This window comes from Salinisphaera orenii subsp. halophila YIM 95161 (assembly GCF_003732545.1).
GTDB classification, from domain to species: Bacteria; Pseudomonadota; Gammaproteobacteria; order Nevskiales; family Salinisphaeraceae; genus Salinisphaera; species Salinisphaera orenii_A.
This window is the reverse complement of the sequence record NZ_AYKF01000143.1, coordinates 1-21329: the sequence shown is the minus strand read 5'-3', so window position 1 is coordinate 21329 and position 21329 is coordinate 1. Positions and strand designations below refer to the sequence as shown.

21 protein-coding genes are annotated in these 21329 nt (G+C 65.3%); 10 read left to right on the top strand and 11 right to left on the bottom strand.

Translation table 11 applies throughout. The features are described 5' to 3' along the window. Positions 1 to 57: 57 nt before the first annotated feature. A complete protein-coding gene (locus SAHL_RS16770) occupies positions 58 to 1299 on the top strand; it encodes an MFS transporter (protein WP_123592562.1) in 1242 nt (413 codons plus the stop codon). Here SAHL_RS16770 and SAHL_RS16765 read toward each other — a convergent pair. Next, positions 1205 to 1981 (bottom strand): LysE family translocator, encoded by a 777-nt coding sequence (locus tag SAHL_RS16765; protein ID WP_184947797.1) that lies wholly within the window; start codon positions 1979 to 1981, stop codon positions 1205 to 1207. The genes SAHL_RS16770 and SAHL_RS16765 overlap by 95 nt on opposite strands. 174 nt (positions 1982 to 2155) lie before the next feature. Further along, positions 2156 to 3619, bottom strand: a complete 1464-nt coding sequence (locus SAHL_RS16760; RefSeq protein ID WP_123592560.1) for an MFS transporter — start codon at positions 3617 to 3619, stop codon at positions 2156 to 2158. Between the two features lie 318 nt (positions 3620 to 3937). On the opposite strand from SAHL_RS16760, the gene SAHL_RS16755 reads away from it, so the two are divergent. The 3 genes from SAHL_RS16755 to SAHL_RS16745 all read left to right on the top strand — a co-directional run bounded on the left by SAHL_RS16755 (position 3938) and on the right by SAHL_RS16745 (position 6620). Further along, the gene (locus SAHL_RS16755) at positions 3938 to 4141 is read left to right on the top strand and encodes a DUF2795 domain-containing protein (protein WP_123592559.1); all 204 of its coding nucleotides are present in this window, start codon (positions 3938 to 3940) and stop codon (positions 4139 to 4141) included. 183 nt (positions 4142 to 4324) lie between these two features. Beyond that, the gene (locus tag SAHL_RS16750; protein WP_184947814.1) at positions 4325 to 4912 is read left to right on the top strand and encodes an HD domain-containing protein; all 588 of its coding nucleotides are present in this window, start codon (positions 4325 to 4327) and stop codon (positions 4910 to 4912) included. Positions 4913 to 5600: 688 nt separating this feature from the next. Continuing rightward, positions 5601 to 6620 carry a GGDEF domain-containing protein gene (locus SAHL_RS16745; RefSeq protein WP_123592558.1) on the top strand — a complete coding sequence of 340 codons (1020 nt, stop codon included), beginning with the start codon at positions 5601 to 5603 and terminating at the stop codon, positions 6618 to 6620. A gap of 64 nt (positions 6621 to 6684) precedes the next feature. On the opposite strand, the gene SAHL_RS16740 is transcribed toward SAHL_RS16745, so the two are convergent. Then, a complete protein-coding gene (locus SAHL_RS16740; RefSeq protein WP_123592557.1) occupies positions 6685 to 7125 on the bottom strand; it encodes a YchJ family protein in 441 nt (146 codons plus the stop codon). Positions 7126 to 7304: 179 nt separating this feature from the next. Between SAHL_RS16740 and SAHL_RS16735 the strand changes: the two genes are divergently transcribed. Beyond that, a complete protein-coding gene (locus SAHL_RS16735; protein ID WP_123592556.1) occupies positions 7305 to 8849 on the top strand; it encodes an AbgT family transporter in 1545 nt (514 codons plus the stop codon). A 76-nt stretch (positions 8850 to 8925) separates the two neighbouring features. Here SAHL_RS16735 and SAHL_RS16730 read toward each other — a convergent pair whose 3' ends face one another. From SAHL_RS16730 to SAHL_RS16710, 5 genes are all read right to left on the bottom strand, one after another. Next, positions 8926 to 9429 carry a lipocalin family protein gene (locus SAHL_RS16730; RefSeq protein ID WP_123592555.1) on the bottom strand — a complete coding sequence of 168 codons (504 nt, stop codon included), beginning with the start codon at positions 9427 to 9429 and terminating at the stop codon, positions 8926 to 8928. 291 nt (positions 9430 to 9720) lie between these two features. Beyond that, positions 9721 to 10377: a YoaK family protein gene (locus SAHL_RS16725; RefSeq protein ID WP_123592554.1), complete on the bottom strand. Its 657-nt coding sequence runs from the start codon at positions 10375 to 10377 to the stop codon at positions 9721 to 9723. Between the two features lie 90 nt (positions 10378 to 10467). Further along, positions 10468 to 10761 (bottom strand): hypothetical protein, encoded by a 294-nt coding sequence (locus tag SAHL_RS16720; RefSeq protein ID WP_123592553.1) that lies wholly within the window; start codon positions 10759 to 10761, stop codon positions 10468 to 10470. Between the two features lie 473 nt (positions 10762 to 11234). Next, positions 11235 to 11966, bottom strand: coding sequence for an aquaporin Z (aqpZ, locus tag SAHL_RS16715; RefSeq protein WP_123592552.1), 732 nt, complete (start codon positions 11964 to 11966; stop codon positions 11235 to 11237). A gap of 316 nt (positions 11967 to 12282) precedes the next feature. After that, a complete protein-coding gene (locus SAHL_RS16710) occupies positions 12283 to 13233 on the bottom strand; it encodes an alpha/beta hydrolase (RefSeq protein ID WP_123592551.1) in 951 nt (316 codons plus the stop codon). A gap of 276 nt (positions 13234 to 13509) precedes the next feature. On the opposite strand from SAHL_RS16710, the gene SAHL_RS16705 reads away from it, so the two are divergent. From SAHL_RS16705 to SAHL_RS16685, 5 genes are all read left to right on the top strand, one after another. Continuing rightward, positions 13510 to 15003 (top strand): protein adenylyltransferase SelO, encoded by a 1494-nt coding sequence (locus SAHL_RS16705; protein ID WP_123592550.1) that lies wholly within the window; start codon positions 13510 to 13512, stop codon positions 15001 to 15003. A 294-nt stretch (positions 15004 to 15297) separates the two neighbouring features. Then, complete coding sequence (locus SAHL_RS16700) at positions 15298 to 15783, top strand: pyridoxamine 5'-phosphate oxidase family protein (RefSeq protein WP_123592549.1); 486 nt, start codon at positions 15298 to 15300, stop codon at positions 15781 to 15783. 320 nt (positions 15784 to 16103) lie between these two features. Next, positions 16104 to 16439: a TA system antitoxin ParD family protein gene (locus SAHL_RS16695; RefSeq protein ID WP_123592548.1), complete on the top strand. Its 336-nt coding sequence runs from the start codon at positions 16104 to 16106 to the stop codon at positions 16437 to 16439. Between the two features lie 19 nt (positions 16440 to 16458). Further along, entirely contained in the window at positions 16459 to 17022 is a 564-nt protein-coding gene (locus SAHL_RS16690) for an AAA family ATPase (protein WP_123592633.1), read from the top strand. Between the two features lie 170 nt (positions 17023 to 17192). After that, the gene (locus SAHL_RS16685; protein WP_123592547.1) at positions 17193 to 17966 is read left to right on the top strand and encodes an SDR family oxidoreductase; all 774 of its coding nucleotides are present in this window, start codon (positions 17193 to 17195) and stop codon (positions 17964 to 17966) included. 357 nt (positions 17967 to 18323) lie between these two features. Here SAHL_RS16685 and SAHL_RS16680 read toward each other — a convergent pair whose 3' ends face one another. From SAHL_RS16680 to SAHL_RS16670, 3 genes are all read right to left on the bottom strand, one after another. After that, entirely contained in the window at positions 18324 to 19076 is a 753-nt protein-coding gene (locus tag SAHL_RS16680; RefSeq protein WP_184947794.1) for an anti-sigma factor, read from the bottom strand. Then, a complete protein-coding gene (locus SAHL_RS16675) occupies positions 19073 to 19639 on the bottom strand; it encodes a sigma-70 family RNA polymerase sigma factor (RefSeq protein ID WP_123592545.1) in 567 nt (188 codons plus the stop codon). The genes SAHL_RS16680 and SAHL_RS16675 overlap by 4 nt, the downstream gene beginning before the upstream one ends. 470 nt (positions 19640 to 20109) lie before the next feature. Continuing rightward, on the bottom strand, positions 20110 to 21093 hold the full coding sequence (locus SAHL_RS16670; RefSeq protein ID WP_123592544.1) for an acyl-ACP desaturase: 984 nt from the start codon (positions 21091 to 21093) through the stop codon (positions 20110 to 20112). Between the last annotated feature and the right edge of the window lie 236 nt (positions 21094 to 21329).

Sequence of the window (21329 nt, the reverse complement as noted above, 5' to 3'; positions counted from 1 at the left end):
AACAATGTCTGCTGCAGTCACGGTCGCGGACGCGCCGCTTTCCGGTCGGCCGAATTGATGCCATCGCCGCGACCGTCGTCGGTACTGATGATCGCCAGCGGGATGCTGGTGACGCTCGTGACCGTCGCGCTCGCGCGCCTGTCGTTCGGGCTGATCCTGCCGCCGATGCGCGAGTCGCTCGGCCTGAGTTACGAGCAGGCGGGCAATCTCGGCACGGCCACCGCACTGGGCTATCTGTCGCTGGTGATGGTCGCGGGCGCACTGGCCTCCCGGCATGGCGGCCGGGTTTCCGTGCTGCTCGGGCTGGCGTGCGTGATCGCGGGCTTCACCGGTTTGAGTCAGGCCAGCGCCTACGGCCCGCTGATCGCGCTGATGGCATTGCTGGGCATCGGGACCGCGTTCGCCTATACACCGCTGATCTCGCTCATCGCCACCTGGTTTCCGCAGCGGCGCGGGCTGGCGATCGGCCTGCTCAACAGTGGGGTGGGTACGGGCATGATGAGTGCGGGTTGGCTGGTGCCGTATCTCAGCCAGGCGTACGGCGACGAGGGCTGGCGGTGGGTCTGGGCCCTGTTCGCCGCGGCGGGTGTGCTCGCGTTCGTCGGGGCCGTGCTGTTTCTGCACGATCCGCCGCGACCGGAAGGCACAGACCCCGCCCGCAGCCCCACGGCCGCGGATCGCCGGGCGCGGCGCCGGGCCGTGTTCCGCAATCCCTACGTGGTGACCGTGGCGCTCGTCTACGGCATCGTCGGCATGACCTATATCGTGCAGGCCATATTCATGTTCAGCTTTGCACTCGATGCCGGAGTGGACGCGACGACGGCCGGCAGGATCGCCTCCCTCATGGGGTTTCTGGGCATCGTATGCGGTCCGGTCTGGGGCACTGTGTCAGACCGGCTCGGCCGCGGTCGGAGCCTCGTGCTGGCCATGGGTCTGGCGTTCGTGAGCACGGCCATTCCCGTGCTGTCGCCGACCCTGGCGGGTTTCAGCGCCCACTACGTGATTCTCGGCGTCTGTGTCACCGGTATGTTCACTTCCGCCCTCGCGGCGTCGACGGAGCGCGTGTCGCCGCACGAAGCGCCGCTGGCCGTCAGCTACGTGACCGTGTTCTTCGCGGCCGGCCAGCTGCTGGGACCGGCAGCCGCCGGCTGGCTGATCGGCTGGACCGGCGGTTTTCGGACCACCTTCGGCCTGAGTGCGGTCTTCATATTGATCGGTGTAGTGCTGAGCTGGCGGCTGACGCGAGCCCTGCGGCCGCCCGAGCGGGCGTCGGCGGCCGAGCCGCGCCCCTGTTCATGATGGCGAATGAAATCCGGGCTATGAACAGCATCCCGATCGTGTATCGAGTGGCGCAGCGCGCCGGAACCGACACGCCGACCAACGCAGCCACAGCCCCGTGTCGTAGCCGCAGGTCGCCGGCAGGCCATCCGATCCGCGCGAACGATGAATACTGCGACCGGCAGCAGCTCTTATCCCGTACACCGTCGTCTGGTTGAACAACGCGAGGAACTTGGGCGCGGCCAGCCGACGGCGCACCGATCGCACCCAGCGATATCAGTGCGGCGATGGCGGGAATCTCCCAGCCCTCAATTTCGGCCGCCGGAAACATGACGGTGACGACCGGCAGAATCACCATCAGCCCTTTCGGGTTCAAGAACTGCAGCAGATAACCGCGACCCAGGTGAAGATCCGGCCGGCCACCGGTCTCGGTCTCCAGCCGCGGATCGTCCCGGAACAGGCACCAGGCGAGATAGGCGATATAGGCTGCACCGACGCCCGCCAGCCACGGCATCAGCCGGTCGCGCACTAAGACACTGCCGGCCAGTCCGAGCAGTGCGAAACAGGTGAACATCGCCAGCCCGACGCCAAGGCAGTACTCGGCGACACGCCAATCCGGGCCGCGCAGTCCCGCCTTCAGCGCCAGCAGATTCACCGGGCCCGGCGAATACAGGACAGAGACAGCATAGATGGCGATCTCCAATGGACGGCCGTGCGATAGAGCCCTGGCGGCATATCGTGCGTTGATCCATTCGGGGGGCGTCTTGAACGATCCTGCAGGCCGACGCAGGGGCACCGCGCCATCTGCGATCCTATGAGGACAAGCAGGCCCACGAGCGACGGTACGCGTGTGGATCGGCGGCAAACGCGGGCCCGGTTATCCGCCGCCCCGGGCCGCGTCACTCGAAACCGAGTCGGCACGGCCGAGACCGGTCAGCAGCACCAGCGCCAGAAGCACCGCCACACAGGCCACCAGATACGCGTCCGAAAATGCGGCCGTGGCCTCGCCGCCGGCATACAGCGGGTTGAACGCCGCGTCGCCGAGGCGCTGGCGCGCCGAGAGCACCGTGCCGAACACGGCAGCGCCGGTGCCCGCGCCCATGAAGAAAAACAGCTGGTAGATGCCGAAGCCCACACCCGCGATCTCGGCCGACAGGGCCTTCGACGCCGCATTGGCCGCGGGCGACGTCACGCCCGCGTAGCCGGTGCTGGCGATCACCAGCGCCACCGCCACTAGCCAGGGCGCCGCACCGACCGCGAACGACGACATGAACAGCAGTCCGGTCAGCAGACACGACAGGCTGATGCCGAGTACCGCCCGCGGCCCGAACTTGTCCGACAGCCGCCCGATCGTCGGTGCGAGCAGGGCCACGGCGAAGGCGCCGGGCGCGATCACCAGGCCGGTCTGGAACGCCGACAGCCCCAGCTCGTTGATCAGCAGCAGCGGCGTCAGGAACAGCCCGCCGCCGATGAAGGCACCCTGCGACAACAGCGCGATGCCCGAGGCCGAGAGAAACTGGCGATTGGCGAACAGCGCCGGCGGCACGAACGGATACGCCGCGGTGCGGATGCGCAGGGCGAACCCGGCCAGCATCGCCGCCGCAAGGATCAATGTGCCCCAGGCGCGCGGCGCGGCCAGCCCGACGTGGTTCGCCGCGGTCACGCCGTAGAGCAGGGCGGCCGCGCCCAGCGCGAGCATCAGCCCGCCCGGCAGATCCAGCCGCACGAAGCGATGCGGTTGAGGTTCGCGCTGCGCGTTCAAGTCCGGCAGGAAACGCCAGGCCGCGATGAACAGAATGCCGATCACTGCCAGCGTGCCGTAGAACAGCACGCGCCAGCCGAACGCGCTCACGCCCAGGCCGCCGACCAGCGGTCCGGCCGCTGCACCGAGCCCGACGGCCGAAGACAGCGTGCCGAACACCACGCCGCGGCGACCGGGCGGGAACAGCCGCGCGACAGAGCCGAACGCCAGCGACGGAATGGCGGCGGCGCCGGCCGCTTGTATGGCACGCCCGGCCACGAGATAGCTGAACGTCGGCGCCAGTGCGCAGGTCAGCGAGCCGGCGCCGAAGATCACGAGGGCGGCGAGAAAGGTGCCGCGAAAACTGTAGCTGTCCGACACCCGCCCATACAGCGCCACGCCCGTCGCGAACACGATCGAGAACGCCGTGATCACCCAGCCGGCCAGGCTGGGCGAAACCTCGAGATGGCGGCTGATGGTCGGGATCGCCACGTTGACCATGCTGTTGTTCAACACGCTCGTGAAGGCGGCCAGCACCATCACGAGCAGCAGCGGATTGGTCAGCGGCGAGGCCGATGCCGTGCCGGAGAACCGGTTCATCGAATGCGTCGAATGCGGGGACGGCGATCACTGTGCCACGCGGCCACCGCGGCGGCGAGACGTGGCGCGGTTCGGCCGTTCGGGCCGGCTCGACGGGCGCGCGAGCCGATGGATCGTCAAGGCCGAGGGAGCGGCCGCGACCGCCGCTCGTGGCCTCGCGCCGCCGACCGGCTCCCATCTGGCCCGGAGCTGGCGCTTCGAAGGCTTGGCCCAACGGCAACAACAGACGTTCATGGCCGCCGGTAAACCAGGGATTTACCGGATGTCCGATCGAGCGGTCGGCTGGCAGGCTGGCGCTTTGTTCAACCGGAGCATTTCATGGCCCGTCCCGACCACGCGAGCGCATCGGAGATCCAGACCTATCTCACCGGAATCGACTATCCCGCCTCGAAGCAACAGCTGGCGGACCACGCCGAACGGCAGGGTGCGCCGCTGGGCGTGCGTACGGTGCTCGACGCGTTGCCGGACGACGAATACAGCGGTCCGGCCGCCGTCAGCCGGGCGGTCGGCGCGGTCGAGTGATCGGCTGCGCGTCGTAGCGGCGTCGGCTCGATGGCCCGACCGGCCGGCCGGGCTGTCTACATGACGGCAGCGGCGGCCGGCGGGCGCATCGGTTGCCCGGGCGTGTAAACGCGGGTCGCGCGGCCCCGTTGCGAGGCTTGTGCGCTAACCTTGCGCCGCTCGTTCTCCAGAATCGGTGACGTCATGTCGGAAGCTCGTATCGCCGAACAGCTCGGTTTTCTTGCGGAAATCGACGCGCTGAAATCCGTGGTGCGCCAGTCCCCGCTCGTCGACCGCAGCCGGCGCGAGAACTCGGCCGAACACTCCTGGCACCTGGCCATGTTCGCGCTGGTGTTGTCGGACGACGAAGCGGTGGATACCGCCCACGTCATCAAGCTCCTGCTGGTTCACGACATCGTCGAAATCGACGCCGGCGACGTCCCGATCCACGGCAACCACGACCGTCAGGCGGTCGAAGCGCGGGAAAACGCCGCGGCCGAGCGATTGTTCGGCCTGCTCCCCGACGACCAGGCGGCGACGTTCGCCGGCCTGTGGCGGGAATTCGAGGCGGCGGAAACGCTGGAAGCCCGTTTCGCGAAGACGCTCGACCGTCTGCAGCCGCTGCTGCTCAATACGCTCACGAACGGCGGGACATGGACCGAGCATCGGGTCACCGAGCGGGAGGTGCATGGACGCTACGGCCCGACGATCGAGCGCGGCTCCCCCGCCTTGTGGCGCCACGCAAAAGCCCTGGTGCGGCGCCATTTCGCCGATAGCGGCGGGCAGCGATAGGCGGCAGGGCCAACGACGCCTCGTTCGAGCCCGCTCTGTCCCGCGCGGCCGCCTGTTCGATAAAAAGTCGGGTCGTCATCCCGCGCCCGGTATGGCCGAGCGCCGGGTCGAGCCGGCGCGATGCCGCCGGATTTGGCCGGACGTCTGCCGCCCGGCTCCGACATGTCGGGCTGCCCCCGGGTAGCGCCGCCATTTGGCGGCCGTCGGCCGACGGCGCGGGTCGACTGATCGCATCGACGAGGCCAGCACGCACGTGACGTCACACTCGATTGACGAGCCGCCCGGCGGCGCGCCGATGCGCCTTACGTCGATCATCAAATGCGGCCTCCATTCCGGCCCGACGGCTGGGTCCGCGGCGTGGCCGACGGCATCCGGGTCGGGGTGGCGGACGTTCGTGGGGACACGCTGAAAACAGCGCGAGTGGCTGCATGAGGGGCGGCCGGAAGGGCGCCATCCGCTGTCGGGATATCCGTGTCGGGCGCGGCCCCGTTTCTCGGGTCGGCCCGACCGCCGCGCAGCGCCGGATAGACGAAACGTTCCCGAACGCGGATGCCCCATAACCGTGTTGTTCGCCGCGCACGACCTGTCGCGCCTGGCCGGCGGCGCTGCGTTCATTCATGGCCGGCGGGCGCGGCCGATACAAATGCATCGGCCCGGCATGCGGCCTCGGCAGAAAACAGGGGGATGAATGAACCGCGCCTCACCGGACCAGGGCATGCCCCTGTCGCACCAGCATCGACGCCAGCTTCTGCGTCTGCTGTTGGCCTTCACGGCTTTCTTCGGCGCGATCTTCGTCGTCGTCAACTTCTTCGCCGAGCGTTACTGGCTGATGACGATCGAGGCTGCGTTGGTTCTGCTGGTGCTGTTGATGCTGCCCATCGTGCAGGGCACCTACCATCTTCGGCGCTGGTGTCTGTTCTATCTCGTATCGCTCTATGCGGCCACGATCTATGCGCTGGCCTCGCCGACGACCTCGATCACCGTATTCAGCTGGGTCATGGTCATGCCGATCACGGCTCATCTCCTGTTGGGGCGCCGGTGGGGCGGCCTGTTCTCCGCGTTCTATCTCGCGGTGGCCGGCGGACTGTTTCTCTGGCGTTTCGGCACCGCTCTGGTCGTGAGCTCGCCGGGTGCCACGGCCAACGTGCTGGCCGTGACCGCCTGGGGCTATATGTTCTCGCACTTCTACGAGGCCCGGCGCGAGAGCGCCGAACGCGAGCTCTCGCAGCAGGCGCTCACCGATCCCCTGACCGGCCTGCCCAACCGCGCCCAGCTCGAGCAGGCCTTCCAGCGTGCGGCAGGCGAAGGCGCGTTGCCGCTGTCGCTGCTGATGCTCGATCTCGACTACTTCAAACGCATCAACGACGCGCACGGCCACGCGACCGGCGACGCGGTGCTGCGGCGGATCGCCGAGACCCTGCGCGAGCAGACCCGCCAGCAGGACGTCGCCTGTCGCCTGGGCGGCGAGGAATTCTGCGTGCTGTTACCTCGCACCGATGTCAGCCAGGCGCGTCATCTCGCCGAGCGCCTGCGGGTCGTGATCGAAGCCCTGCGCTGTCACCACAACGACGCCGTGCTCGCGCTCACGGCCAGCATCGGTGTGGCCTGCGCCACCACGCCGGGCGAACAGCTCGACCCCATGCTGCACACCGCCGATAAAAAGCTCTACGAGGCGAAGTTCGGCGGCCGCAACCGCGTGGTGTACTAGGGCCTGATCGGCTGCGGGCGGGCGCGGCCAATGGCGCCTGCGCCGTTTCGATGGTTGCCGGCGCTCAGGCCGCGCAGCATTTCTTGAACTTGCGCCCGCTGCCACAGGGGCAGGGATCGTTACGACCGGGTTTGAGCGCCGTGACCGCGTGGTCGCCGTCGACATAGAACCACTGGCCCTGTTCGCGTACGAAGCGTGAGCGTTCCTCCAGGACCGCAAAGTCGCCATCGTCGCGGCAGGTCGCGCGAAAATGCACCCGGCCGGTATCGCCATCTTCACCGCTGTCCAGCACGGCGAGGCCCAGCCAGTGGTCGCCGCTCGGGAGATCGAGCGTGGCCGGTCGCGTGTCGGGGTGCCAGCTCGACTGCACGTACGCCGCGTCGCCCAGCGCATACGCGCTGTAGCGCGCACGCATCAGCGCTTCGGGCGCCGGCGCCGGTTCGCCGCGGTGGCAGGGCCCGCAGCATTGGTCGTAAGGGCGGCCGGACTGGCAGGGGCACGTCATGGCGAACGTTACGATGCGGGAACGATTGCGCCATCATGTAGCGGGGCGGGCCGCGTCTCAACGTGCCGGGGCGATGCGTCGTCTCGTGCCGAGAGCCGAACGGCCGGTCAGCATGGCCTCTACCGAATGGGGAATCGGCAGGCGCGCATGTGGCGGCTTCAAGCAAAGGGAACAGGACGATGAACGACCGGGGGATGCAGAACAATCTGCTGCAGCGGATGCTCAACGGGGTCGAGCGGACAGGCAATCGTCTGCCCCATCCCGTCACGCTCTTCGCATTGCTGGCAGGGCTCGTGGCCGTGGTGTCGGCGCTGCTGTCGCTCACCGGGATCTCGGTCGAGCCGCCCGGCGGGGGCGAAGCGGTCACGGTCAACAACCTGCTGTCCGGCGAGGGCATCCGGTATATCTTCGGCTCGCTGGTCGACAACTTCATCGGCTTCGCGCCGCTGGGCGTGGTGCTGGCCACGATGATCGGCATCGGGATGGCCGAGCGCACCGGGCTGATCAGCGTACTGCTGCGCAGCTTCATCCTGTCCATTCCCAAGTCGCTGATCACTTTCGGCCTGGTGTTCGCCGGAATCCTCTCGAGCCTGGCCTCCGACGCCGGTTATGTCGTGCTGCCGCCGCTCGGCGCGATGATCTTCGCCGCCCTCGGACGCCACCCGATCGCCGGCCTGGCGGCGGCTTTCGCCGGCGTGTCGGCCGGCTATAGCGCCAATCTGCTGCTCTCGGCGGTCGACGTGGTCCTCGGCCAGCTCACGATCGAGGCGGCCGCCACCATCGACCCGGCCTATGCCGAATCGATGAACCTGGCGATGAACTATTTCTTCATCATCGCCTCGACCTTCTTCTTGGCGCTCGTCGGCACGCTCGTCAGCCAGTTCGTGGTCGAGCCGCGCCTGGGCCGTTACCAGGGGGGTTACGAAGACGAGTCCCGCGACGACGAGACTACGACCATCACCGCGCAGGACAGGCGCGGCATGAAGTGGGCCGGCGTGGCGTTCCTCGTGACGGTCGCCCTGATGGCGCTGCTGGTCGTGCCGCCGGGCGCGCCGCTGCGCGGCGAGGGCGGGGCGATTGTGCAATCGCCGTTCATGGAGTCGCTGGCGGTCGTGCTGCTGATCATCTTCTTCGTGCCCGGGCTGGTCTACGGTGTCGTCACCGGGGCCGTCAAGAACGACAGCGACGTCGCCCACAAGCTGTCGGACACCATGGCCGGCATGGGCATGTTCATCATGCTGGCCTTCACCGCCGGCCAGTTCGTCGCCTGGTTCGCCGAGTCCAATCTCGGCATCTTCATGGCGGTCTACGGCGCCGAATTCCTGCAGGCCATCAGCCTGGGCGGTGTCCCGCTGCTGATTCTGTTCGTCGTGATCGTGGGCTTCATCAACCTGTTCATCGGCAGCGCCTCGGCCAAATGGGCGATTCTGGCGCCGGTGTTCGTGCCGATCATGATGCAGCTCGGCTACTCACCCGAGCTGACCCAGATGGCCTACCGCGTCGCGGACTCCTCGACCAATATCATCACGCCGCTGATGCCGTATTTCGCGTTGATCATTGCCTACGCCCAGCAGTACGACAAGAATCTGCGCATCGGCTCGCTGATCTCGATCATGCTGCCGTTCTCGCTGGCCTTCCTGCTGTTCTGGACGCTGCTGCTGATCGTCTGGATGCTGCTCGGCCTGCCGCTGGGGCCCGGCGCCTCGACGTATTACGGCGGCTGAGGCGCGCGCACGTCGATGAACCTGCTTGAGTCGAGCCGCGGTCCGGGCCGAGGGCCCGGCGCCCGCGCCCGGCGCGCTATTCGTCGCGATAGGGTGCGCAGGCGGCGCCCCGTCTCGGATAGATGAGTTCGGCCGTATCGAAATCCATCGCGGCCGCCTGCGCCACGAGCGCGCTGCGTTCGGCCGCGGGCAGCGCCGGCTCGCGGGCCAGAATCCAGAGATAATCCCGATTCGGGCCGCCGACGATAGCCGTCGTATAGTCCTCGTCGAGAGCCAGCACGTTATAGCCGCCATAGAACGGGCCGAAGAAGCTGACCTTGAAGCGGCCCGTGTCTTCGCCCGCCACGAAATACGCCTTGCCGACCGCCTCGCTCGCTTCCCCCTCGGAAAGATCCACGCCGCGGTTGACCACGCGCACACCGCCGTCGTCGCGCAGGCTATAGGTGGCCGTCACGCAGTCCAGGCCCTCCTCGAAACCATGATCCAGACGCGCGATCTCGTACCAGCGGCCGAGATAGCGATCGAGCGCGAACGGCTCGACGGCCGTCGTGCCTTCGTGCCTTCGGGCAGGCTCACGCACCCGCCGAGTAGACTGGCGGCGACTGTCAGGGCGATAAAGGCGGGCGCTAAGCGGTACTTCATCGGTGCGGCTTCAGTCTTATAGGCGCGTGTCTCGTGAGTTTGCGTGCCCGCCTGCATCCGGCGTCCAGACTTTTCCTTGCAGGCGGCCGAACCGCGGCAGCGAGACTGTACTGCGGTCAACGCGGTCCAAAAGAAACGATCTGATTCGATCCCGGGATCTCCGCCAATACTTTCATCGTGCCATCACTTTTTGCGAGGACGCAGCGAGGATCCCGCCGAGGCACGTCGTCTATGACATCGGTCGTCGCTGGGGCATGGCCGGCCAATGCCACAAAAGACCACAGATCACGAGCGCGGCCGCAACGGCGAGCCAGAGGCCTTGTAGGCCGAACATCAGGTAAGCGGCGCTGCCGGCCATCGTGCCGGCGAGAAGCGCAAGCCAAAGCAGGAAATACCAAACCCAGGCCAGGCGGTTACCGCCGAGCACCACGCCAGTCAATCGCTGCCCTAGCTTGACCAGCGCACCCGTCATGTAAGTGACGCCAAGGCTGACCTCCCCGTTGCGTTGGAAGACCGTGTTCACGGCGCCCATAGCCAACGCCATGCACAACACCGCGGGCCAGCGGCCGTCGGCTTCGGCGGCCAGCGCGGCACTCAGGAGCAACAACGTGACGAGCGCCATCACCGCCACGCGCTGTCGTCTGCCGATCGCGTGGTGGATCAGCGTGCCCAGCATGACCCCGACGACAAACAACGCAATGATCGCCGCAGGCAATAGCGCGGTGGCGATGTCGCGCACGCCGCCGACGCCCAGTCGGGTGGTGTTGCCGCTCATAAAGGCGATGAAATAACCGCCCAGCGTCATGAAGCCGAGTGCGTCCACGTAGCCGGCCAGACCGGCCAGCCCGATCGCGATCGTGCGCTCACGGCGATTATGGCTGAGCACCTGGCTGCCTCCTCGAGTTTGATATCCCCTAGCGGAATGGGGCTGGAACGAAAGCCGCGCATTATATGGCGTTGCGGCGGGAGTTCGGCGTTAGATGCTCTCTTGGGGTTCAGGCACGACTATCGATATGTCTGTTCGAACACGGCTGACCTGACGTGGTCCGTTCATTAATCCCACGCGCATGCTCGCGCCTACGCTCGCCTTGGATGCGAAGCCCATGGTCACCGTCGCTTCGCCCTGGCGATGATCAGGGGCGGCAGCCTTTTGATCGGTGGCGGTCTTCGTGGCGCAGGTTATTGCCGGGCCGTACATCGCCACCACCTGGCCCGCATCGTCTCCCAGGCGCGCACTTTTGCCCACGAGGTGCGAACGCTGGGCCAGCATCGGGCTGACGAATCGTGAGCGCTCGCCAGTTCGGCGTGGCGACTAGCTGTACCCCTCCAGACCTTGTCGCTCGGTTATCCAACGCGCCACCTGGACAACGCTTATGTCATCGCATGCTCAAGAGGCGCTCCAAGAGCGCCGCTGTGTTGTAGTGGAGAGCGGAACGCACCGCTCTGCATGGCCCATGCAAGGCGGGATCTAAAATACCGGTTGACCCGCCTGGGGCGGTCCACGACCGCTTAGGCGTTGCGCTGGCCCGGGCGTTGGCAACGAAAAAGCCTTGGGCGAGTGTGGCAGGAGAGCGCTAGGGGGGGGGCAGGCGCCGAATCCCGCGCCTAAGCGCACGATGGCCGCCTACCTGCGCGTATGACGACCGGCTCGCCCTGCACCGGACTTTCGATCGCCACCGGGCCCGCCCGCGCCGGATATACGCGCAGCGCGATCGGTCCCGGCGTCGGGCGAGGGGCCGGATTCTAGATCGCCTCCCCGACCACGGGCGGCGCCGGCGGCTGGCCCGCCAGCATGCGATAGCCCACGCCCGCGGCGAGTGCACCCGCAATCGGGGCGAGCCAGAACAGCCACAGTTGTTGCAGCGCGAACCCGCCGACGATCAGCGCCGGGCCGGTACTGCGGGCCGGATTCACCGAAGTATTGGTGATTGGAATGCTAATCAGGTGGATGAGCGTGAGCGCCATGCCGATCGCCAGCGGCGCGAAACCCGACGGCGAGCGGGTATCGGTTGCGCCGAGAATCACCATCAGGAAACCGAAGGTGAGCACGATCTCCACGATCATGCAGGCCATGACGTCGTAGCGGCCGGGCGACAGATTGCCGTAGCCGTTGGCGGCCAGGCCGTTCACGCCCAGCACGAAATCCGGGCTGCCGCCGGCCACTACGAGCAGCACCAGCGAAGCCAGCACCGCGCCGGCCACCTGCGCCGCGGCGTAGGGGGCGATATCCCGGCCGGGAAAGCGCCCGCCGGCCCACAGGCCGACTGTCACCGCGGGGTTCAGATGACATCCTGAGATATGACCAATCGAATAGGCCATCGTCAACAACGTCAGGCCGAACGCTAGGCTCACGCCCAGCAAGCCGATCCCCACATCCGGAAAAGAAGCCGCGAGCACGGCGCTGCCGCACCCGCCGAACACCAACCAGAACGTACCGAACGATTCCGCGAACAGCCGTTGGGGCAAGGTGACCATGGTTAGACCTCTGAATGAACGTGATCCAGCGCCGAGCCGGCCGATCACGGGCGCGTTGATGCCGAAAGCTATGAGCGACTGCACCTCCGTATTCAGTGTCAAAAGGCTGACTGATTAGAATACGCTCGTAGCGCCTCCGAAAGTAATCTGTATTTCTCGCCCCTTGATCGGGCGCGCGGGTCGAGCGGGCGTCGTGTAGTGCGAAGTCAGAACCGGAACAGCTGAGGGCGCTACAAGGCGTAGTCCGTCTCTTGTTCGTCTGAAACACGGGATCGCACCGTCATGTCGCAACCCCGAACGCTTGCAAACAAATGCTTTAGCCGGGGATAGCCAGATGCCTGCGCACCGCGGCGGCGATCCGGTCCATCATCTCCCCGGTCGCCGCCAGCCAGGCTTGCATCTCGATGAAGCCGTGAATCACGCCCGGGTAGTGAGCATGATCGACGTCCACGCCGTCATCGGCCAGGCGCGCGGCATAGAGCACGCCTTCATCCATGAGCACATCGGCGCCGGCGGTGATCACGAGCGCGGGTGCCGTGCCTTCCAGCGTTTCCGCCAGAATCGGCGACACCCGCCAGTCGAGCGGGTCGGTATTCACATCCACGCTGCGCTGGCCGAACCAGGCCATGAGTTCGGCCGTGAGCGGCGGCACGTTCGCGTTGCGCCCCTTCGACGGATACTTGCGCGCGGCCTCGCGCAAGTCGGTGGCGGGGTAGACCAACACCTGCAAGGCCAGCGGCCAGCCGGCGTCGCGCGCGGCCAGCGCGACCACCGCCGACAGATGCCCGCCCGCGCTGTCGCCGCCTACCGCGAGTTTTTGCGCGTCGATATCGAACTCGGCCGCGTGTTCCACGAGATACCCGTAGGCCGCGATCGCGTCGTCCGAAGAGGTCGGCAGACAATGCTCCGGCGCCAGGCGATAATCCACCGCCACAAGCTGACAGCCGGCGCGCTGGGCCAGTTGTCGACACACGCGGTCGTGCGATTCCAGATCGCCCAGAACCCAACCACCGCCGTGAAAATAGACCAGCGTCGGCGCGGTGCCCTCGGCCAACCCTTCGGGGCGATAGCGCCGTGCATTCAGGCTGCGACCGTTGAGCGTTAGCTCGTGCTCCACGATCTCGCCCATGGGCACCGGCTCGCCGCCGCTTGCCGCCAGGGTGTCGATATAGAACTGGCGCGCCTCGGCCAGGCCGAGGTCGGCGAAGGATATGTCGGCTTCGCGCATCCTGGCGACAACGCCGGCGACTTCGGGGGTGAGGGACATGAGCGATCCTTGTAAAGCCTGTTGCGTACAGCGGGCTTGATAGCACGATTGTTCGAGCGGATGCACACGGCAAGGGGTCTACTTCGGCATGTCGCCGCCTGTTCGTGCTGCGTCATTCCGGTCAGGGTTGAATGCGCCCGACTCGATGCACGATGCCGTACCCGGCTCCGAACGTCCGCGGCTCGCCATTGAACGGTGCGGTCACGGCCCGCAACGTCGTGCTAATAACTTCATTGAGCCAACGCTGGCGACGTCGATCGCCGCGGAGCATCGCCCATGACCGACACCGCAACCGCCGAGCCGCTCGCGCTCGACAATACCTACGCCCGCCTGCCGGGCGAATTCCATGCCCGCGCGACGCCGACCGCTGTCTCGGCGCCGCGTCTGCTTCGGCTCAACCGGCCCTTGGCCGAGCAGCTCGGCCTCGACGCGCAGGCGCTCGAAAGCCCGGCGGGTGTCGAGATTCTGGCCGGCAATCGCGTCCCGGAAGGCGCGGAACCGCTGGCGATGGCCTATGCCGGGCATCAGTTCGGCAACTTCGCGCCCACGCTGGGCGACGGTCGGGCCGTGCTGTTGGGCGAAATCACCGATCGCCACGGCGCCCGTCGCGATATTCAGCTCAAGGGCGCGGGCCCGACGCCCTTTTCCAGCCGGGGCGACGGCCGCGCCGCGCTCGGGCCGGTGATACGCGAATACGTCGTCAGCGAAGGCATGGCGGGCCTGGGTATTCCAACCACCCGTGCGCTGGCGATGGTCACGACCGGCGAATCGGTATTCCGCATGCGGGCCGAGCCGGGCGGCGTGCTCACCCGCGTCGCCGCCAGCCATGTGCGTGTCGGGACCTTCGAGTACTTTGCCCGGCGCGGCAACCAGGACGCGGTACGCGCGCTCGCCGACTACGTCATCGAGCGCCATTACCCGCACGTCGCCGATGCGGCCAACCCGTATCTCGCCCTGCTGGAGGAAGTCGCCGAACATACCGCCGACCTGATCGCGCAATGGCTGCTGGTCGGCTTCATCCACGGCGTCATGAACACCGACAACGTCTCCATCGCCGGCGAAACGCTCGACTACGGCCCCTGTGCGTTCATGGACGCCTACAATCCGGCCACCGTGTACAGCTCCATCGATCAGGGCGGGCGTTATGCCTACAACCAGCAGCCGGCGATCGGCCAGTGGAATCTGGCGCGCTTCGCCGAGTGCCTGGTGCCGCTACTCGCCGACGACAAGCAGGAGGCGATAACCCAGGCCGAGGCGGTGCTGGAACGCTATATCGAGCGCTTCGAAACGACGTATCACGACGGCCTGGCGGCCAAGATCGGCCTGCAGGAACGCCGCGAAGGCGACGCCGACCTCGTCTACGATCTGCTTGAGTGCATGACCGAGCAGGGCGCGGACTTCACGCTCACCTTCCGGCGCCTGGCCGATTTGGGCGCAGACGCCGACGAGCGTGACCAGGCCGTACAGACGCTATTCAACGACCCGGCCGGCTTCGACCGCTGGGCGGCGCGCTGGCGCGAGCGCCTGGCCGCCGAAACCCGCGACGACGCGACACGCCGAGCCGCCATGCGCGCGGTCAACCCGGCGTATATCCCGCGCAATCACCGTATCCAGCAGGCGATCGACGCCGCCGAGGCAGGCGATTACCAACCGCTGGACGAACTGCTCACGGTGGTCGCCAGCCCGTTCGACGACCATCCCGAGCTCGCCGACTACGCACGGCCCCCGAAGCCGGACGAAGTCGTACAGCGCACCTTCTGTGGTACCTGAAGCCCGCGGTCGCGGGCGCCACGCCCGTGCGTAAAGCCGTCTCATCGTGATCGCGGCGGCCGGCGTTCATGCCGGTCTGTCGACGACTCGGGCAGGACGCGTGCATCCGCTCGGTTGGTTTTTCCGTTATGTGGATCAGGCCGTTGCCACTGATCGGCCGGTGGCTCGTGGCCATCGCGCCTGGTGGCCGAATCGCTTACCGCCTCGACCGGGTGTGCCACGATCGAACGTCGCATCCGCCGGTCTTTAGTTCACGCTCAACTCATTCAATCGCACTCCAAGGATCACACGACTATGTCTAGCCCCGAACACAAGCAAAAGATCTGGAACCTGATCAAAGATATCCAGGTCGGCATGCTAGTCACGCTCGACGACGATGTGCCGCGTGCCCGTCCCATGCACCTGGTGCAGAACGAATACGACGGCACGATCTGGTTTTACACCCGCCGCAGCACGGAGAAAGTGCTCGAAGCAAAAGGCGATAGCGACGTTTGCCTGACATTCTCCGATCAGGAAGAGGGTGTGTATGTGTCGATGTCGGGCAAGGCGCGTATTACCGACGACCAGAACATAATCGATAAATATTGGAACCCGGGCGTCGCCGCCTGGCTGCCGGAAAAAGAAGATCCGGACGTCGTCATGCTCGAAATCGATATCAAGATGGGTGAGCACTGGGCGGCCAAGGAAAGCAAGGTCTTTCAGCTGTATGAAATGGCCAAGGCCAATGTCAAAAGCGACAAGACGCCGGACATCGGCGAGAACGAGAAATTCGGCGGCTGATTGATCGGCCGTGCGGATTGACTAGAGAAACGCCCGGTTCGCCGGGCGTTTTTTTGCAGATCACGAGTGCCTCAAAGCGTCTGCCGGAAGGTGCTGAGGAGAAACCTGCGAAAGACGCTGACTGAAAGAAACGGCGAGCGGGGTATATCGTCCGGGCCTCAGTCCACGATGGCCTTAATGTGGCAATGCGAGATCGACCCTAAAGCGTCTGGCCGGCCTACGGTAGCGCTCGGGCCACCACACTTGTGGTAGATTGATTGTTAGCGACTGGCGCATGGCAATGGCCGTCGTATGATCTGCGACAGTGCGGGAGGTTGGTCATGGCTACTGAAAGTGTTCGTCTATCACGGGCCATTCTCGGTCAGGCGCGAAAAGAGGCAGGCGTGATGTCTCGCACCCTTCAAGCGCAGCTGGAGCACTGGGCACGCGTTGGCCAGGCGATCGAGAACGCTCCGGGATATGATCGCAGTAAGGTGCAGGACGCACTCCGCGGGCATATCTCTCCCGACGAACTGGACCCTTATGAGCGTTCCGTATACGACATCGAGCATGAGGCCATGATGGAGAAGGCCGGCGACGAAGAAAGGGCTTTTTTCAAACAGCTCGCCGAGAAACAACGTGCCGAAGGAATCGACCCGGAATCCCTAGGCAGCTGAGTTGGAGCCGAGGCCGACGATGTATGTGCTCGCCGGTCCGAACGGGGCGGGCAAGTCGACGCTCTACGAGCAACGGATTCGCCCGATCACCGCCGTACCGTTCGTGAATGCGGATGAGCTGCGGAAGGAAAGGCAAGCTCACGGCGAAGCGCTGGATGCCTACGAGGCCGCGCGAGGGGCGGCGGAGCAGCGCGAAGATTATCTGGACGAGAAGCGCTCGTTCGTCACCGAGACCGTTTTCTCGCATCAGAGCAAGCTTGAGCTGATCCGGAACGCCCAGGCCCGCGGGTTTCGTGTCGTGGTCTTCCACGTCAACGTTCAGAGTGCCGACATAGCCGTGGCCCGTGTGCGGTTTCGCGTCACTCAGGGTGGGCATGACGTGCCCGAGCATAAAATCCGCGAGCGATACGAACGCAACAAGCAGCATATTCACGGGGCCGTCGCATTGGCCGATCTCGCCGAGATTTTCGACAGCTCGAAGGCGAATGCACCAGCGCGACACATTCTAACCTTCAAGAAAGGCCAGCTCGATAAAGCCGTTAGCCATATCCCGGGATGGGCGAAGGGTATCTACGGTCTGTAAACGAGCGTCTAATCAGCCGACGATAGGCTGACATGTGGCAAGGCAAGACCTGCCCCGAGCTGGCTGGAACAGGCAGTCACGTTGACGCTTCAGAAGGGCCTCGTCATTCTCGGCCACTTCATCTGGTTTGCGATTTGAGTCAAGCCGAGAACCACTGCTGGAGACTCGTCATGGACACTGCTGCTCTTTTTTCGCTGGAAGGCCGCTGCGCGCTCGTCACCGGTGGTTCTCGCGGCATCGGCCGCATGATCGCGGAAGGGCTGTTGCGCCAGGGCGCCCGTGTTTATATCAGCGCCCGCAAGGCCGAAGCCTGCGACGAAACGGCCAAGGAACTGTCCGAAATAGGACCGTGCGTCTCTTTGCCGGCGGACGTCTCCACCATGGACGGAATCCACAGTCTGGTCGCCGCGTATGGCGAGCACGAAAAGACGTTGGACATCCTCGTGAACAACGCCGGCGCCGCCTGGGGCGCGGCGTTCGACGAGTTCCCCGAAAGCGGGTGGGATAAGGCGGTGGATCTCAACATGAAAGCGCCGTTCTTCCTGGCACAGGCGTTCAAGCCCATGCTCCTAGAAGCGCGTGCGGCTGGGCCGCTCGCGAAAATCATCAACATCGCCTCGGTCGACGGCCTGTCGCTCAACCCGCAGGAAACCTATTTCTATCACGCCTCCAAGGCCGGCCTGGTCCACCTGACCAAGCGCATGGCCGTGCGTCTGGCACCCGACGGCATCGTGGTGAGCGCGATTGCCCCGGGCGCCTTCGCCTCGAACATGAACAAGGTCGCCCGCGACCACGGCGACGAGATCAAGGACCGAATTCCCTCCCGGCGCATCGGCGAGCCCGAGGATATGGCGGGCGCGGCGATCTACCTCGCGTCCCGGGCCGGCGATTATGTCGTGGGCTCGACGCTGGTCGTCGATGGCGGCGTGAATATCGCTCGCTGAGCCGCAGGGGAGGCAGATAGCGAATCGGCTGGGGACGACCTTAAGGTTGACCGAGCAACGGTTCCACTATATCTGCCGGGCACACAAAATCACACCTGACCGCGGGCTCCGAGGCTTATCCGGCTTCACGCGGGCTAGGCGGGTTCGCGACGGCCTGAATGTGGCAATGCGAGACCTAGCCCAGCGCTCGCTTGACCCGCGCTCGATGCCGGGCGTTTTCTATGCTTAGCGGGTGATCAGGCTCGTCGACAAGCCAGGGATCAAGACGAGCCGCGAACGCCGATGTGGCAATGCAAGACCTCGATCTCTCTGCGACCTGACTCCGAGCTCTCTGCCCGCATCGCGCGGATTGGGTCTTTAGCCCGCCCGACTGAGTATGGGCGCGCTCCACATAAGCTTGCCGGCGGGCGCAGAGCGCGTTTGGTCGGACGTGCCCGCGTCTTCCATGGACACCATGAGCTTCGCCGGCGGCGCCATGCGCTTTACGGTCGCTTCACTGAGCGCCATGTTATAGCCGCCCTTGGTGTGCGGCCATGTGCCCAGCGGCATCGGCTCACCGCTCTCAGGCTTGAGCCAGGCACGTAACACCTTGCCTTCGGGCACCTCGTAATCCCCCAAGGCCACGACCTGCATCTCGTCATCACCCGCCCAGGCGGTTACAAGCCAGCCGGTGCCCGTCGGGTCGTCGTAGACAATACTCGTATACGCATGGGGTGGGTCGGGTTCGCCGAAACCATGGTGATACGTGGGCTCGGAAAGCAGAATGCCGCCAAGCACCAACGCCACTAAAGTAGCGGCGATCGCAGCGCCACGCCAGAATCGTGAATCATTGGCGGCCGGCGCCTGCGAACGCGGCGTCGCAGCCGTGCGGGTATCGCCTAGCGACAACGTCTTGGACACCCGGTCCCAGACCGACGACGGCGGCTGTACGGGGGCAAGGCCAAGGCCCAGGCTGCCGAGCCGACGTTCCCAATAGGCGAGTTCACGGCGCGCTGCCGGGTCTGTTTTCAGGCGCTGTTCGAAGGCGTCGCGTTCGTCGGGCTCGGCCGTACCGAGCACATACTCGCCCGCCGCAAGTACGACATCGTCGTCATGCTCTTGAGATGTCACGACGCACGCTCCGACAGGCATTCGCGCAACCGCATCAGGCCGCGCCGAATCCAGCTCTTGACCGTGCCCAGGGGCGCGTCCAGCCGCTGCGAAAGCTCTTGATGCGTCAGGCCGTCATAGTAGGCAAGCAGCACGCTATCCCGCTGTTGCGGCTGCAGCGTATTCAAACACGCCCTGATCGCGTCAAGGGACTGCTGGTTTTCATTTTCTTCCAACGGCGAAAGCGCCTGCTCATCCTCGAGCAGTGTAGCCATCATGTCCGGCTCCTCCGGCATCGCAACTTCGGGACGCTTACGCCTGAGTACGTCAAGTGCACGATAGCGAGCAATAGACAATAGCCACGTCAAAGGCGCCCCCCGTTCCGGAGTATAGGTGTCCGCCTTCTGCCATACCTTGACATAGGCGTCCTGCAACGCATCCTGCGCTCGCTCCGGGCTACGCAGAATACGCAGCAACAGCGCATAGAGTTGCGAAGAAGTAGCCGCATAGAGCTGCTGGAACGCGCGCTCGTCGCCTTGTGCCGTGGCCGTCAGCCACGCCGCCAGTTGTTCACGTTCAGCCATGATTAGTGACCGGGCTCGTCAGGTCGCACCGGGGCGAGACGTGAAGCGCTAAAGAAACGCTGGTTTGTTATCAAAGCTTTACCTTCGCGCAAGCGCCGGGGCGCATAAGCGTTATGCGCGGCTATTCAATCCATGATTTACGTAGTCTGGCTGGAAAGCGCCGAAGACACAATCGCCTCGCGGTCTCCGGGTTATGAATCGGTATTTTCAAGGTCGCCAGCCGCTGCGGTCATGGGCTGAAAGCTCTAGTGATGATGGCCAGTCGCGGTTTCCGGTGGATCAGATTGGTATGAACGCGTTCGCTCAGGTTTGTCGCCGCCGCCAGTGAATGCTCAGCAAGGCGGGTTCATTAGCGTGAATGTGGCGATGCGAGACCTGACTGCGAGCTTCCCTGGTGAGCGTCCAGTCCGCCGAAGAAAAACTGACATGTGGCAACGCAAGGTCTAGACCCGATCTCCTTGCGAGGACCGTTAGCCCAACTCCATTACCCGCGCATAGATAAAGTCGAAGGAGAAGCTTTTACTTCGGGTGCGTTTTTCCAGGATGTCGGCGAGCCGGTCAAGGCGCGCGGGCACGGCCATCAGCTTGTCCTGGGCTTCGCGGCCTTCGGCGTCGTCAGGGGTGAGCTGGCTGATCTGCCACGCGTCCAGACATTCGTCCACGACCTTGCGGTAGTGGCGGGGACCATAGATCTGGGCCCGGCCGACCACTTCGGCCATTTCCATGTAGCCCGGAATGGTATGGCCGGGCATGGCCAGCCGCGGCACGACCTTCAGGGCGGCCTGCAGCGCGCGGGTACAGTCGATGTCGAGGATGCCGCGGAAGATATCGCGATAAAAGCGAAAATGCCGCGACTCGTCGTTTGCCACATGGGCAAGCAGGCGCTGGATAATCGGCTCGTGACGGCCCGCCACCCGCGCGGTGTTGGCATGCGCGGCTTGAGTGGCCCGTTCCTGCAGCGTGGTATAGGCGATCACCTGGTAGGGGTCGCCACTCGAATCCGGGTCGAAGCCGGCCTCGATATACTGATACTGAAGCACCTCGAAGGCGCGCATGTCGAACAGCCGGGCGTCGCGCACGTAGTCATGCAAGGCGCAGCCGTGGCGATCCTCCTCTGCGGTCCACATATAGTTCCAGCGCGACCAGGCGTTGTCGCTGCCCAGGGTCACGGCCAGCAGCCGGTGAAAATGCGGCAGGCCCTCCTCGGTGAGCAGGTTGAGCGCCAACGCCACGCGCACGGCATCGGGCATGCCGCGGGCGCGGTCCGGCAACTCGGCCATATCGCGCGCCTGCTCATCGGTCATTTGCTCGTTGGCAGGCAGGAAATCGCCCGGGAACCACAGCCGGCGATTCTCTTTATGCCGGGCCATCAGCTGTTCGGCCAACGGCTCCAGACTGGCGAGGGCCTCTGTCTTGATCTTCAGGGCGTGGGCATCACTGGCTGACTTGGACATTGGGAACCGCCGTCATTCGTTAAGCCGCAATCAACGTGTCGTTCGTAATACTCTCCAGCGCCGATAGTATGAATTTTGCGAAGCGCCACCGTCATCCTAACGCAATCGTATACAAGATTCGGCCAACACAATTTCGGTGTTCGCGGATTCGCGTGGCGACCGGGTGGGTTCTCACCCGTTAATGCGGACACTTCAAAGAAGGCTCATCATGGGCCGGCAAAAGGAGTGTTATGCCA